The sequence below is a fragment of the Comamonas denitrificans genome (genome assembly GCF_017368815.1).
GTDB lineage: Bacteria > Pseudomonadota > Gammaproteobacteria > Burkholderiales > Burkholderiaceae_C > Comamonas > Comamonas denitrificans.
This window is the reverse complement of the sequence record NZ_JAFNME010000014.1, coordinates 63930-78668: the sequence shown is the minus strand read 5'-3', so window position 1 is coordinate 78668 and position 14739 is coordinate 63930. Positions and strand designations below refer to the sequence as shown.

Sequence of the window (14739 nt, the reverse complement as noted above, 5' to 3'; positions counted from 1 at the left end):
CCCCGAGGCCATGGCCGAAGAACCCCAGCGCCCCCTGGTCATGCTGGTGGATGATTCGATCAGCGTGCGCCGCCTGGCCCAGCATTTGCTGATCAGCCACGGCTGGCAAGTGGAAACCGCGGCCGACGGGCTGGCCGCCCTGCAGCGCCTGCACGAGGGCTTGCAGCCCAGCGTCATGCTGGTCGATATTGAAATGCCCGGTATGAACGGCCTCGAACTCTTGCGCCGCCTGCGGCAAGAACCGCGCTGGCAGCAGCTGTCCGTCGTCATGCTCACGGCCCACGAAGCGGGCCCCGTCAGCCAGCAAGCCCTGGACATGGGAGCGCAAGCCTATCTGACCAAACCCTACTCCCCCCAACAGCTGCTGGCCCAAGTCAAGCGGTATGCGGCTGCGGTGGTGGATTGATACATCAAGCTGCACTTAAATTGCCATGCCAAACACCCAACGCACCTTTCCTGTATCCCGCTACGGTATCGAGTGGCTGCTGCTGGGCAGCGCTTTGCTGGTGGTGGGGCTGATCATCGGCCACTTTATGTCCGAGATGCGCAAAGACATCGAGACGCGCGAACGCGATCAGCTCACGGTGCAGGCACGCGTGATTCACGATGCGCTGGAGCAGCAGATCGACACCATTAACCGCACGCTGGTCGGCATTCGCGACGAATTGCCGTACTGGCGCTCTGAATCGGATGGCATGGCGCAGGCTCAAAGCAGGCTCAAGGCGTTTGCCGATGCCATACCCGCCGTGCGCACGCTATCGATACTGGATGCCCAAGGTAACGTCCTAGCGTCCAACCAAGACACGCTCCTGGGCAAGAATTTCGCTGAGCGCGATTACTTTCAGGTTGCTGCACGCAACCCCAACATCGATACGCTGTATCTTGGCCCACCTTTCAGAACCGCCCTGGGTGCTTTCGGAATGAACATGGTGCGCATGGTGCGCGGCCCAAACGGCGAATTCGCCGGCATTGTCAGCGCCACGCTCAGCCCGGACGAGCTGACACGCACGCTCGAATCGGTGCGTTATGCCCCGGATACCTGGGCCGCACTGGCCCATGGCGATGGCAAGCTGTTCCTGATTGCCCCACTGCAAGAGCAACTGCTGGGGGTAGATCTGACCCAGCCTGGCTCCCTGTTCTTGCGCCACCAAGAAAGCGGCAAAGCGACCAACATCATGACCGACCGGGTGCTGCTGACCGGTGTGTGGAGCATGGTGGCGCTGCATACCGTGCAGCCTGCCGCCCTGAAGATGGACAAATCCATTGTGGTTGCCATCAGCCGCGATCTGGACGCGATGTACACGCGTTGGCACAGCGAAGCCAGCCTGATTGGCGGCATTTACGCACTGCTCATCGCTATCACGGTGCCCGGCCTGTACCTGACCCAGCGCCGCCGCCGCGAGGCAGATGCTCAAACCCAGGCCGCGCACGCCGCGTTGGCACAGCGCACTGTCGAGGCGGAAGCGGCCAGTCGCGCCAAAAGCGAATTTGTCGCCAACATGAGCCACGAAATTCGCACGCCGATGAACGCCGTACTGGGCTTGCTGCAACTCATGGAGCGCACCGGGCTGGATGCACGCCAGCGCGACTACGTCCACAAGGCGGAAGGGGCGGCACGTGCCTTGCTGGCCATCCTCAACGACATTCTGGACTTTTCCAAGGTCGAGTCCGGCAAGCTGGAACTGGACGATACGCCTTTTCGTCTGGATGAACTGCTGCGCAATCTCTCGGTCGTGCTGTCTTCCACCTTGCAGCACAAGGCGGTGGAAGTGCTCTTTCAGCTGGACCCCGCCGTGCCGCGCGCACTGCGTGGTGACGGCCATCGCTTGCAGCAGGTGCTGCTCAATCTGGCGGGTAACGCCATTAAATTCACCCAGCGTGGCGAGGTCGTGATTGGGCTCAAGCTGCTTGACTCCACGTCGGATAGTGTGCGCATCGAGTTTTCGGTGCGCGACACCGGCATTGGCATTGCAGCCGACCGCCTGGAGGCCATATTCGAGGGTTTTATCCAGGCCGAATCCTCCACCACGCGGCGGTTTGGCGGCACCGGTCTGGGCCTGGCCATCAGCCGCCGCCTGGTGCGCCTGATGGGCGGTGAGCTGCAGGTGCAAAGCACACCCGGACAGGGCAGCCACTTTCATTTCACCGTTGATTTTCGCCGCGATGCAGAAACCAGCGCATTCGAACGCATGGCGGCGGCAGAAAATGACCAACACGCTGCCCTGCGTGTGCTGATCGTGGATGACAACGCCACGGCCCGCGAAGTGCTCGCTGCCATGGTCAGCTCCTTTGGCTGGCAGGTCGAAACGGCAACGAGTGGTGCCGAAGCCATCCAGCGGCTGGAAGCGGCCACCGCTGCAGGTCATTCATTCGACATCCTCTGTGTGGACTGGATCATGCCGGGCATGGACGGCTGGGAAACCATCCAGAGCATTCGTGCCCGTGATACGGGGCATCTGCCTGCCATCCTGATGATCACCGCCCATGGCCGCGAGTTGATCGCTGAGCGGCTGGGCGAGGAAACAAACCCCCTTGACGGCTTCCTCGTCAAGCCGGTCACCCCATCGATGCTGTTTGATGCCGTAGCGCAGGCCACGCGTGGGGCCTCGGTGACGGTAGATAGCCATACCCCTGCCAACTTGCCCACCGAGCAGCCGCTGGCCGGTCTGCGCCTCCTGGTGGTGGAGGACACCCCCCTTAACCAGCAAGTCGCGCGCGAACTCCTCAGCCATGCGGGGGCAGAGATCGAGGTTACCAGCGATGGTGAGCAGGGCATCGCCTGCGTGCGGCGTGCCTCGCTGCCTTACGACGCCATCCTGATGGACATCCAGATGCCGAAAATGGACGGCTACACCGCCACCCGGGTGCTGCGCCAGGAGATGCAGATTGCTACGCCGATCATCGCAATGACCGCCAATGCCCTACCAGCCGACCGCGAGGCTTGCCTGGCCGCCGGTATGTCTGACCATATCGGCAAGCCCATCAATGCCCGCGAGCTGATCGCTCTGGTGCTGCGCCATTGCCGCCCTGCCCCCCTAGCGCCCGCTGCTGTGCCTGTAGCTGCGGCTGCCCCCCCTGCAGCGCAGTTGCCCCCCCAGCCAGAAGGCTTCGATTTTGCGGCTGCGCTGGCACGCCTAAGTGGCAATTGCGCCTTGTTTGCCAGCCTAGCGCGGCGCTTTGGCAAAGATTGCGCAGCCCTGGCGGAGGCGGCACAAATCGCACTCCAGCACGGGGACCGCGCCGCCGTCGCACGCGAAATGCACACCCTCAAAGGGCTGGCTGCAACGCTGGGCGCTACCGCACTGGCGCGCCAAGCCGCTGAGCTAGAAGCCACATTCAAGGCACCACGCAGCACCAGCAACGAGGCAGCAGCGCTTGCACAACTGGCATCGGGTATTACGGCAAGTGATGCCACCTTCAGGGCCGTGGCCGACGCACTCGATCCTGCGCAGCCCGTGCCAAGCCTGCCGCTCAACAAGCAGCGACTGCTTGAGTGCCTTGCCGAGCTGGATGCCTTGCTCCTAGAAAACAACATGCGTGCGCTGGATGTCTTTGCCACGCTGCAACGCGAAGCGGGCGATGCGGGCGATGCGCTGGCCGACCCACTGAACGCCCTCGACGAGGCGCTGCTCAGGCTCGACTTTGCCGCTGCACGCACAACAATCGCCCATTTGAAAGAGATACTGTCGCCATGATGCCTGCCTACAATTTGCCGCCAGAGTTTCGGACGCTGGCAACACTGCCTGAGCGCCCACGCTTGTTGGTAGTGGACGACCAGCCAATCAATATCCAAACGCTGTACCAGATTTTTCACGCTGATCACGAAGTATTCATGGCCACAGGAGGCGAGCAGACGCTGGCTTTTTGCCGTGACAACCTGCCCCCTGATTTGATTCTTCTGGATGTGGTCATGCCCGGTATGGATGGCATCGAAGTCTGTCGCCGCCTCAAGTCCAACCCGGCGCTGGCGGATATTCCGGTGATTTTTGTCACGGCCCGCTCCGAGCCAGCCGACGAGGTCGCTGCCCTGGCCGCAGGCGGGGTGGATTTCATTGCCAAGCCGGTCAATCCAGTCGTGGTGCGCGCGCGCGTCAAAACCCATCTCACGCTCAAGGCGCAGACCGATTTGCTGCACTCCATGGTTTTTATCGATGGCCTGACTGGCGTTGCCAATCGCCGCCGCTTTGACGAAGCCTTGCAGATCGAGTGGCACCGCTGCCGACGCAGCAACAGACCATTGACGCTGTTGATAATTGATATCGACCATTTCAAACGCTACAACGACCATTACGGCCACCAAGCCGGCGATGCCTGCTTGCAGCAAGTGGCGGCCGGCCTCAAGGCTGGCCTCAAACGCGCGCAAGACTTGGTAGCGCGCTACGGTGGCGAGGAGTTCGTGTGCCTGATGCCCGAGTGCGACCATCCTGCCGGCCAGACCAAGGCGGAGGAGTTGCGCGCGGCCGTGGCGGCGCTGGGTATTGCCCACGCTGACTCGCCCACCGCCAGCTGCGTGACGCTGAGCATCGGCGTCGCGGTCATGCAACCGAGCAGCGCAAATACCCCTGAAGCGCTTATCGCGGCGGCGGATGCAGCGCTTTATGAAGCCAAACGCAACGGTCGCAACAGGGTGTCGGTATCAGCTGACCTGTGACGATGGCCGTGGCTGGGCAACCGCCGGGGTGCCAGGCGGAGAGTATTTCAGCCGCCTGCTAGGCAAAACAAAAAATAATTCACATAATTGACGTTTACGTAAAAGACAACCTAAAGGAGCACCATGGAGATACAAGGCAAAGTTTTCATCGTCACTGGCGGCGCATCGGGCCTGGGTGAGGGCACCGCCCGCATGCTGGCGGCCGCTGGCGGCAAAGTCGTGATCGCCGACATGCAAGCAGAAAAAGGCCAGGCTGTGGCCCAAGCCATCGGCGGTGTTTTTGTGCGCTGCGATGTCACCAGCGAAGCGGATGGTCAGGCCGTGATCGCGCAAGCGACGGCACTGGGCAAGCTCATGGGCTTGGTCAATTGTGCGGGCGTGGCCCCGGCCGAAAAAATCGTTGGCAAAAACGGAGCCCATAGCCTGGCCAACTTCAGCAAAACCATCAGCATCAACCTGATTGGCAGCTTCAATATGATGCGCCTGGCCGCCGAAGCCATGGGCAAAAATGAGCCTGAAAGCACCGGTGAGCGCGGCGTGCTCATTTCCACGGCCAGCGTTGCTGCCTACGACGGGCAAATTGGCCAGGCCGCCTACGCCGCCTCCAAAGGGGGCATCGTCGGCATGACCCTGCCCATTGCCCGTGACCTGGCCCGCAGCGGCATTCGCAATATGACGATTGCCCCCGGCATTTTTGGCACGCCGATGCTGTTTGGTATGCCCCAGGAAGTGCAAGATGCCTTGGCCGCTGGCGTTCCTTTTCCCAGCCGTTTGGGCAAGCCGGAAGACTTTGCCAAACTGGTGCGCCATATTTTTGAGAACGACATGCTCAATGGCGAAGTCATTCGCCTGGATGGTGCCATTCGTCTGGCACCCAAATAAATAAACCAACGGGGGCTGGCACGCCCCCGTTAAAACATTTATCACCATAGATAGCCAGGCGCTGGTATAGGCGGCCTGGCTGTTTTTATTTAGCCCGCTGCGTTATCTGTGGCATTTTCAGCCTGCGGCCAGTCGCGGATATAGGCTTTGAGCAATTGGTTTTCAAAGCTTTGCTCTTCCACCACGGCCTTGGCCACGTCGTAAAAGCTGACCACGCCCATCAGCATGCTGCCATCCATCACCGGCATGTAGCGCGCATGGCGCTCCAGCATCATGCGCCGCACCTCGTCCATCTCGGTATCGACCGTGCACAGCAGCGGTTGTTTTTCCATAGCATCGCGCACCGTCACCTGCGCCACTTGGCCGTTGTGCCTGACAACATCTTTGATGACTTCGCGAAAAGTCAGCATGCCCACGACGGCGCCGCCCTCAACGACCACCAGCGAGCCCATGTCCTTTTCGGCCATGGTCGCCATGGCTTGGGTCAAGCTATCGTCCGGCTTGACGACGTACAGGGTGCCGCCTTTGACGCGCAAGATATCGCTAACTTTCATGGTATTGCCCTTTTCTGCAAAATTTTCACTTACCAAAGCACTTAAGCTTTAAATAATAGCGTAATCCTCCCGCCATCTTTTATGACGTTTTGACATCAATAACTATTTTCAATGCCTAAATAGACTAAAGCGCCATGTATTTCGACATTCACCTTCCTTCTTCGACAGCCCAACCCCAAACTGCCCGTCTGTATATAGATAACACTGCAGAGAATACTGCCCGCCCTGGGCCAGCACAGCACCCGACGGTTTTGGCAATTCACGGTGTGCTGTGCGATCACAGCGTATGGCAGCCCCTGGCCCCAGGGTTGCACGCCCTGGGCTGGAATATGGCAGCGCTGGATCTGCCGGGCCATGGCCGCAGCAGCGGCCCAGCCCCCCAAAATGTGCCAGAGGCCGCCGCGTCGATCGTCGCTTTGGTCCAGGCCATGCAGCTGCCCCGCGTCATCCTGATGGGCCACAGCTGGGGCAGCTTGATTGCCTTGGCGGCCGCCGCGCAATTAGGGGAACGTGTTTCACATCTGGTTTTAATCGGCACGGCCAGCCCGATGACCGTGGCACCGGCGCTGTTGGACTTGGCCCAAAACGACCCGGCGCAAGCCATTGCCTTGATCGACAAATACAGCCGCAGCCCCGTCACCCCGGCTGATTTTGATGGCCAAGCACTGGGCCACGCGGTGCTGGCCAGCAACCCTGCCACCAATCTTTTGCACTGCGGGCTGACCGCGTGCAACAGTTACCACGAAGCCCCCGTGGCCATGCAGCAAGTGACCGCCCCCACCTTGTTCATGACCGGCGAATACGACCGCATGACCCCCGCTGCTTCTGCCCAGCCGCTGATTGCTGCCGCCCAAAGCCGCACCCCCCAGCAAGGCAATGCGCCCGCCACCCAGGTGGTCACTTTGGCCTGCGGCCACCAGCACATGCTTGATGCCACCCCCGCGATGGTGCAGGCACTGGCCGACTTTGTGCGCAGCTAAATTGCAGCGCCCTCTTCTGCGCCATTGACGTTCACAGCCGCGCCAGCCGCCCGATGGGTGGGCAGCACCTGCGCCACTGTGTGCTGCGCCCAGCCACTGCGCTCCCACAATGGCGCTGTGGCACCCTCTTGGCGCAGCAGCAAAGCCTCCAGCAAGGGGGCCAGGGCGGTGGTTTGCGGATCGGCCAGCAGCACATACCGCGGCTCGCCCTCTTCCAAATAAGACGTGGCCGACTCGGGCATCGCCCCCACCCAGCGCAAGGCCGTCAGCGCCGCCAGGGCCGGTTCAATCTGCAGGCGATCGACATGCAATTGCTGGGCCAAAGCACTGCCCGCCAGCCCCCGTTCGCTGTCATTGCGCAGCGGGGCCAAGGCGGCCAGCACCTCCAGCGCCAAAGCAAAATCGCGCCCTGGGCCATCCAGTGCCCGGCTGGCCCCGGAGCGCAGGCTGGGCCAATACGCCGCCACAATCGCCCCCAGCAGGAAAATCACCCAGCAGATGTAAATCCACAGCAGCAAAATCGGCAGCGTGGCAAAAGTGCCGTAAATGGCCGAATAGGTCGGCACCGTCGCCAGGTACAGCCCCAGCAGCTTGCGCGCCAGCGCCAGGCCCAGCGAGACAAAAATCCCCCCCGCCCAGGCATGGCGCCAACGCACCGGAGTATTGGGCACAAAGTGGTACAGCGCGGCCATGGCAGCGGCCATCAGCAGCAGCTCCAGCGAATTAAAGCCCCACTGCACCGCAGCGGGCAGCGCCTGCACCAGCCCGCGCGAGGCCGACACCACGTAAGACGTAGTGGCCACACTCATACCCAACAGCAGCGGCCCCAAGGTCAGCACCCCCCAGTAAATGAGCAGTCGCTGGCCCAGCGGACGCAGGCGCTGCACACGCCAGATGTGGTTCAAGGTTTTGTCCATGGTCAGCGTCAGCTGAATGACCGTAACCACCAAAAACCCCAGGCCCACCGCCCCCAACTGGCTGGCTTTGCTGGAAAACTGCAAGATGTAGCCCATCAGCTGCTCGGCGATGGCTTCAGGAATCAGGCTTTGCACCAGCCAGGTTTGCAGGTTTTCTTGCAAACGCGCAAAGCTGGGAAAGGCGGTGAACACCGCCAACAACACGGTAAAAAACGGCACGATGGCCAGCAGCGTGGTGTAGGTCAGGCTGCTGGCCGTCAGCCCCAATTGGTCGTTGGCAAAACGCTGGCGCAGCATGCGCAAGGTGTTGCCCCAAGAAAATTCAGAAGCAGTAAAACCAGTAGGTAATGCGCGGCGGCGCAGGAAAGGCATGGGCATAGGCCCTATGATGCCACCCCCATGGCCTCTGCACCCTCCATGACCTCTTCTGCTCCCCCCCCTTTTTCTGCGCTGCCGCGCCACGCCCAAGTCACCCAGATAGCGGCCGTCAGCAGCTTGGTCGCCTTGATTGTGCTGTGCGTGGCCTGGGAGCTGTGGCTGGCCCCAGTGCGCCCCGGTGGCTCGCTGCTGGCATTCAAAGCCCTGCCCTTGGTGCTGCCGCTGGCCGGACTGCTCAAGCGGCGCATGTACACCTACCGCTGGCTCAGTTTGATGATTTGGCTGTACTGCACCGAAGGCCTGGTGCGCGCCACCAGCGATACCGCCCCCAGCAGCTACTACGCCTGGGCCGAAGTGGTGCTATGTATTTTGTTGTTTACTGCGTGTACCCTGCATATACGTTTGCGCCTTAAAGCTGCTAAAACCATGCAACAGCAAGCGTGAACAGCTCACTTATTTGCTAGTACGGCCTCCCTCACTACGGATAATTTTTATGACGACTGCCATTCTTGACACTCTGCGCCAAGCCGTTGGTGCCGCGCATGTTCTGACCGACGGCGATTTAAGCGCCTACGAGCGCGACTGGCGCGGCCGCATGCAGGGCAAGGCGCTGGCCGTGGTGCGCCCAGGTTCTACCCAGGAAGTGGCCGCCGTGGTCAAGGTCTGCGCGGCTGCTGGCGTGGCCATCATTCCCCAGGGCGGCAATACCGGCCTGTCGGTGGGCTCCACACCCGATGCCAGCGGCACCCAGGTGGTGTTGAGCCTGACACGCATGCAGGCGATTCGTGCCGTTGATGCCGACAACCTGACCATCACCGTCGAGGCCGGCTGCATCCTGCAAAACCTGCAGCAGGCGGCGCAGCAAGCGGGCTTTTTGTTCCCGCTGTCGCTGGCTGCCGAGGGCTCTTGCACCATCGGCGGCAACCTCGGCGCCAACGCGGGCGGCACCCAGGTGGTGCGCTACGGCAATGCGCGCGAGCTGTGCCTGGGGCTGGAAGTGGTCACCCCCCAGGGCGACATCTGGGACGGCCTGACCGGCCTGCGCAAGGACAACACCGGCTACGACCTGCGCAATTTATTCATCGGCAGCGAAGGCACCCTGGGCATCATCACCGCCGCGACGATGAAACTCTTTCCCCAGCCCGTGGCCCGCCTGACCGCTTTTGCCGCCGTGCCCAGCATGCAGGCCGCCGTGCGCCTGCTGGGGCTGGCGCACCAGCATTTGTCGGCGGGGCTGACGGGCTTTGAGGTGATGGGGCAATTTGCCCTATCCCTGGTGGTGAAACACATGCCGCAATTGCGCGTGCCCTTTGCCGGCATGGACGGTGCGCCCTACTGCGTGCTGCTGGAAAACAGCGACAGCGAATCCGAAGCGCACGCCCGCCAGCGCTTTGAAAGCCTGCTGGAGCTGGCCTTTGAAGACGGCTGCGTACTCGATGCCGTGGTGGCCGAAAACCTCAGCCAAGCGCACGACCTGTGGCATGTGCGCGAGAGCATTCCCCTGGCGCAAGCGCAGGAGGGGCTGAACATCAAGCACGATATTTCTGTGCCCACCTCGCGCATTCCCGCCTTCGTGGAACACGCCGATGCGCTGCTGCAGCGCGAGATTGCCGGCGTGCGCCTGGTCAATTTTGGCCATCTGGGCGACGGCAACCTGCACTACAACGTGCAAGCACCTGAAGGGGCCGATGGCAAAGCCTTCCTGCGCGAGCAGGAGCCACGCGTCAATGCCCTGGTGTACGACGCGGTGGCGCAATTTGGCGGCTCGTTCTCTGCCGAGCACGGCGTGGGCCAGCTCAAAACGCCCCAGTTGCAGCAGTACGAGTCGCCCGTGGCCCTGTCGCTCATGCGGGCCATCAAGCAAGCGCTGGACCCGCAAAACATCATGAACCCCGGCTGCATGCTGGCCAAAGACTAAAGGGACTGTGATGACGACGGCAACTTCCCTCCCCACCGCCCGCCCCGTGCGCCACCAGTACGAAGACCTGCTGCGCCACGTGTATTTCCATGGTGCTGAAAAAAGCGACCGCACCGGCACCGGCACCAAAAGCGTGTTCGGCCACCAAATGCGCTTTGACCTGGCCGAAGGTTTTCCGCTGGTCACCACCAAAAAAGTCCACCTCAAAAGCATCATCCTGGAGCTGCTGTGGTTTCTGCGCGGCGACAGCAACGTGCGCTGGCTGCAAGAGCGCGGCTGCACCATCTGGGACGAATGGGCGGCTGAGGACGGCAGCCTCGGCCCCGTCTATGGCGTGCAATGGCGCAGCTGGCCCACGCCCGGCGGCGGGCACATCGACCAAATCCAGCAGGTCATCGACACCCTGAAAACCAACCCCGACAGCCGCCGCATCCTGGTCAGCGCCTGGAACGTGGCCGAGCTCGACCAGATGGCGCTGATGCCCTGCCATGCGCTGTTCCAGTTCTACGTGGCCCCATCGCAGGTGGCTGGCGAGCCTGGCAAGTTGAGCTGCCAGCTCTACCAGCGCAGCGCCGACATCTTTTTGGGCGTACCCTTCAACATCGCCAGCTATGCCCTGCTCACCCACATGGTGGCGCAGCAGTGCGATTTGCAGGTGGGCGACTTCATCTGGACGGGCGGCGACTGCCACCTCTACAACAACCACCTGCAGCAAGTGCAAACCCAGCTGGCCCGCGCGCCCTACCCTTACCCAACGCTGCACATCCAGCGCCGCCCACAAAGCCTGTTTGACTACACCCTGGAAGACTTTGTGGTGCAGGACTACCAGCACCACGCCCCCATCAAAGCCCCGGTAGCTGTATAAAAAGAAAGCTTCTTGCGCTGATAAATAAAGAGAAAAATAAGCTTTTTTATTTAAATCCCATACAACACAAGCGCAAACAGCTAGCAAATTATGACCATCTGCTTAATCTACGCCCAAGCCGCCAACGCAGTGATTGGCAAAGACGGCACCATGCCCTGGCACCTGCCGGAAGACCTGGCGCATTTTCGCCAGCGCACCCAGGGCTGCGCCGTCGTCATGGGCCGCACCACCTGGGACAGCCTGCCTGAGCGCTTTCGCCCCCTGCCTGGGCGCACCAACATCGTCGTCACGCGCAACCCCGCCTGGCAAGCCGCCGGAGCCATCGCGGCCCACAGCCTGCCCGAGGCACTGGCCGAAGCGGCCCGGCACAGCGCCACCGTCTGGGTCATCGGCGGGGCGCAAATCTACGCCCAGGCGCTGCCGCTGGCCGATGCGGTCGAGGTCACCCACATCCAGCACAACTTTGACGGTGATGCCTTTGCCCCCACCCTGGGCCCCGAATGGCACGCCGTCCAGCACCGCGATGCCACCAGCGCCCAAGGCTGGCCCCTGCGCTTTGTCCGTTACGAGCGCTTGCCTAACTACACTAGTAAAAACCCTAGGTAGTTCCCCATACCCCTAGTGTTTCAGATAGCAACAAAAAAGAGTATGCTGCAGTGCAACATTAAGTCTTATTGAGGACTGTCCATGAGCCTGGTACAAACTCTACCGTCTGGCCCCTTGGATATCGTCGGTGATATCCATGGCGAGCAAGCGGCACTGCTGCAGCTACTGCGTCACCTCGGCTATGACGCCCGAGGCAATCACCCAGAAGGCCGCACTCTGGTGTTCTTGGGCGATTTTGTCGATCGCGGCCCGGACAGCCCTGGGGTGATCGGCATCGTCCACCAGCTGGTCACCAGCGGCAAAGCCGTGGCCATTGCGGGCAACCACGAGATCAACCTGCTGCGCAACGACCCCAAAGATGGTTCGGGCTGGTTTTTTGATGCCCGCCTGCAAAGCGATTTGCGCAAATACCCCTGTTTTGCCCGCCCGCACGACCCGGCCGAGCGCAGCGCCATCGTGCACTTTTTGCGCGACCTGCCCGTGGCGCTGGAGCGCGAGGATCTGCGCATCGTCCACGCCGCTTGGAGTGGCGCAGCCGTGGAGCAAGCCCGCCGCCAGCCCTTGGGGGGCCTGCGTGCCGCCTACGACCAATGGGAGGCGCAAGCCGCCCAGGCCGCCCAGGCCCAGCGTATTACCGAGCGCATGGCCCAAGAGCGCGAACTGTGGCCACACAATCTGGAGCACGGCGAGCACCGCCCCCCCTTCTTGCAGGCCCATTGCGACAACGAGCTCAACAAATCCATCTTCAACCCGCTCAAAGTGCTGACCTGCGGGTTAGAAGACCCCGCGACCGAGCCCTTTTTTGCTGGCAACAAATGGCGCTTTGTGCAGCGCCAGGCATGGTGGGAGCACTACACCGAAGCCACCCCCGTCGTCATTGGCCACTACTGGCGGCGCATTGACCCGCACCATTGCACCCAAGAGGGCTTGTTTGCCGACGTGGCCCCCTTCGCCTGGCACGGCCAGCGGCAGAATGTTTTCTGCGTGGATTACTCGGTCGGTGCCCGCGCCCAGGCCCGCAAAAAAGAGCAAGCCACCCACGGCTTTAAGCTGGCCGCCCTGCGCTGGCCCGAGCGCACCTTGATGTTTGACGATGGCCAGCAGCAAACCACCCACGGCTTTATGCAACGCCCGCAGCAGCCCCACACTGCGCACAACGCAGCGGCAAACCAGCAGCGCCTGGCCTCGGTCCACGCCATCCGCAACCCAGACTACGCGCTCCACCTGGGGCTGCCGCTGTCCAGGACTGCCCAGGGCTACGCCCATTAGCGGCTGATGGATGAGCGCATAGGGGGCATGTCAGCGCAAATCGGGCAATTGGTAGCCCACCAGCACTTCGCGCAGCTTGGTTTTGAGCATCTTGCCCGTAGCGCCCAGCGGAATGGCATCGACAAACACCACGTCATCCGGAATTTGCCACTTGGCCAGCTTGCCCTCGTAAAACGCCAGCAGTTCTTCGCGCGTAACGCTGGCCCCAGGTTTGGTAGCTACCACCACGATTGGGCGCTCGTCCCATTTGGGATGCGCCATGCCCACACAGGCGGCCATGGCCACGGCGGGGTGGCCCATGGCGATGTTTTCGATGTCAATCGAGCTGATCCACTCGCCGCCGGACTTGATCACGTCCTTGCTGCGGTCGGTAATTTGCATGAAACCATCGGCATCAATCGTGGCCACATCGCCCGTGGGCAGCCAGCCCAGGCCCGCCTCATCAACGACCAGCGGGCTTTCGCCCTTGTAGTACTGCTGCAAAATCCACGGCCCGCGCACCAGCAAATCGCCATAGGTTTTGCCATCCCAGGGCTGATCGCGGCCATCGCCGCCGACGATTTTCATCTCCACCCCATAAATCGCCCGGCCCTGTTTGGCGCTGATTTTGCGCTGCTCCTCTTTCGGCAGGGCCATTTGCCCGGCCTTGAAAGTGCAGACTGCGCCCAAGGGGCTGGTCTCGGTCATGCCCCAGGCGTGCAGCACCTGCACGCCAAAATCATCTTCAAAGGCCGCAATCATCGCCGGTGGGCAGGCCGCGCCGCCAATCACGGTGCGCTTTAAGCTGCTAAAGCGCAGCTGCTGCGGCTGCACATGGGACAACAGCATTTGCCAGATGGTGGGCACCCCGGCGGCAAAGGTGACGCCTTCGGCCTCCATCAACTCATACAAAGATTTGCCATCCAGCGCCGGGCCAGGCAGCACCAGCTTGGCCCCCACTTGCGCGGCGGTGTACGGAATGCCCCAGGCATTGACGTGAAACATCGGCACCACGGGCAAGATCACATCCCGTGCCGACAGGCCCATAGAGTCAGGCAAGGCGGCGGCATACGCATGCAAGGTGCTGGAGCGGTGGCTGTACAACGCCCCTTTGGGGTGGCCCGTGGTGCCGCTGGTGTAGCACAGGCTGGAAGCGGTGTTTTCATCAAACTGGGGCCAGTGGTAGCGGCCATCGTGGGCGGCAATCCAAGCTTCGTAACTGACCAGGCCGGGGATGCCGCTATCGGCGGGCAGCTTGTCGGCATCGCACAGCGCCACCCACTGCTTGACCGTGGGGCACAGGCGGTACACGGCTTGCACCAGGGGCAAAAAGCTCAGGTCAAAGCACAGCACCTCGTCTTCAGCGTGATTCACAATCCAGGCCACCTGCTCAAAGTGCAGGCGCGGGTTGATGGTGTGCAGCACCCGGCCCGAGCCGCTCACGCCGTAATACATCTCCAGGTGGCGGTAACCGTTCCAAGCAATGCTGGCCACCCGGGCACCCTGGGGCAGGCCCAAGGCATCCAGCGCCTGCGCCAATTGCTTGGAGCGCTGGCGCACTGCGGCCCAGGTGGTGCGGTGAATATCGCCCTCCACCCGGCGCGAGACCACTTCGGTCGTGCCGTGGTAGTGGGCCGCAAATTCGATCATGGAAGAAATCAACAGCGGTTGGTTTTGCATCAAACCTTGCATTCAGCGTCTCCTTAGTGGTGCTCCATCCCCGACGGGAATAACCGCGCA

At 61.9% G+C, this 14739-nt stretch carries 13 protein-coding genes; 10 read left to right on the top strand and 3 right to left on the bottom strand.

Annotation, left to right across the window (positions count from 1 at the left end; genetic code table 11):
- The 4 genes from J1777_RS08115 to J1777_RS08100 form a co-directional block, all read left to right on the top strand.
- Nucleotides 1-406, top strand: a 406-nt coding sequence (locus J1777_RS08115; RefSeq protein WP_207575245.1) for a response regulator, incomplete at its 5' end; no start/stop codon positions are given.
- A 25-nt stretch (nt 407-431) separates the two neighbouring features.
- Nucleotides 432-3695: a response regulator gene (locus tag J1777_RS08110; protein ID WP_207575244.1), complete on the top strand. Its 3264-nt coding sequence runs from the start codon at nt 432-434 to the stop codon at nt 3693-3695.
- Complete coding sequence (locus tag J1777_RS08105; RefSeq protein ID WP_341352947.1) at nt 3692-4651, top strand: diguanylate cyclase; 960 nt, start codon at nt 3692-3694, stop codon at nt 4649-4651. The genes J1777_RS08110 and J1777_RS08105 overlap by 4 nt, the downstream gene beginning before the upstream one ends.
- Before the next feature lie 123 nt (nt 4652-4774).
- Nucleotides 4775-5533 carry a 3-hydroxyacyl-CoA dehydrogenase gene (locus tag J1777_RS08100; RefSeq protein WP_207575243.1) on the top strand — a complete coding sequence of 253 codons (759 nt, stop codon included), beginning with the start codon at nt 4775-4777 and terminating at the stop codon, nt 5531-5533.
- 89 nt (nt 5534-5622) lie between these two features.
- Here the strand turns inward: J1777_RS08100 and J1777_RS08095 are convergent, their stop codons facing one another.
- Entirely contained in the window at nt 5623-6087 is a 465-nt protein-coding gene (locus tag J1777_RS08095; protein ID WP_207575242.1) for a CBS domain-containing protein, read from the bottom strand.
- Between the two features lie 251 nt (nt 6088-6338).
- On the opposite strand from J1777_RS08095, the gene J1777_RS08090 reads away from it, so the two are divergent.
- Nucleotides 6339-7067 (top strand): alpha/beta fold hydrolase, encoded by a 729-nt coding sequence (locus J1777_RS08090; RefSeq protein WP_242700445.1) that lies wholly within the window; start codon nt 6339-6341, stop codon nt 7065-7067.
- Here J1777_RS08090 and J1777_RS08085 read toward each other — a convergent pair.
- The gene (locus J1777_RS08085) at nt 7064-8362 is read right to left on the bottom strand and encodes a YihY family inner membrane protein (RefSeq protein ID WP_207575240.1); all 1299 of its coding nucleotides are present in this window, start codon (nt 8360-8362) and stop codon (nt 7064-7066) included. The two genes, J1777_RS08090 and J1777_RS08085, sit on opposite strands and share 4 nt — an antisense overlap.
- A gap of 39 nt (nt 8363-8401) precedes the next feature.
- On the opposite strand from J1777_RS08085, the gene J1777_RS08080 reads away from it, so the two are divergent.
- The 5 genes from J1777_RS08080 to J1777_RS08060 all read left to right on the top strand — a co-directional run bounded on the left by J1777_RS08080 (nt 8402) and on the right by J1777_RS08060 (nt 13020).
- On the top strand, nt 8402-8806 hold the full coding sequence (locus J1777_RS08080; RefSeq protein WP_207575239.1) for a DUF2069 domain-containing protein: 405 nt from the start codon (nt 8402-8404) through the stop codon (nt 8804-8806).
- Between the two features lie 49 nt (nt 8807-8855).
- Entirely contained in the window at nt 8856-10280 is a 1425-nt protein-coding gene (locus J1777_RS08075) for an FAD-binding oxidoreductase (protein WP_207575238.1), read from the top strand.
- Between the two features lie 10 nt (nt 10281-10290).
- Nucleotides 10291-11145: a thymidylate synthase gene (locus J1777_RS08070; RefSeq protein ID WP_207575237.1), complete on the top strand. Its 855-nt coding sequence runs from the start codon at nt 10291-10293 to the stop codon at nt 11143-11145.
- 90 nt (nt 11146-11235) lie between these two features.
- Nucleotides 11236-11751: a dihydrofolate reductase gene (locus J1777_RS08065; protein WP_207575236.1), complete on the top strand. Its 516-nt coding sequence runs from the start codon at nt 11236-11238 to the stop codon at nt 11749-11751.
- Nucleotides 11752-11832: 81 nt separating this feature from the next.
- Nucleotides 11833-13020 carry a metallophosphoesterase gene (locus tag J1777_RS08060; protein ID WP_207575235.1) on the top strand — a complete coding sequence of 396 codons (1188 nt, stop codon included), beginning with the start codon at nt 11833-11835 and terminating at the stop codon, nt 13018-13020.
- Nucleotides 13021-13050: 30 nt separating this feature from the next.
- Here J1777_RS08060 and J1777_RS08055 read toward each other — a convergent pair whose 3' ends face one another.
- A complete protein-coding gene (locus tag J1777_RS08055; protein WP_207575234.1) occupies nt 13051-14691 on the bottom strand; it encodes a 3-(methylthio)propionyl-CoA ligase in 1641 nt (546 codons plus the stop codon).
- Nucleotides 14692-14739 lie beyond the last annotated feature (48 nt).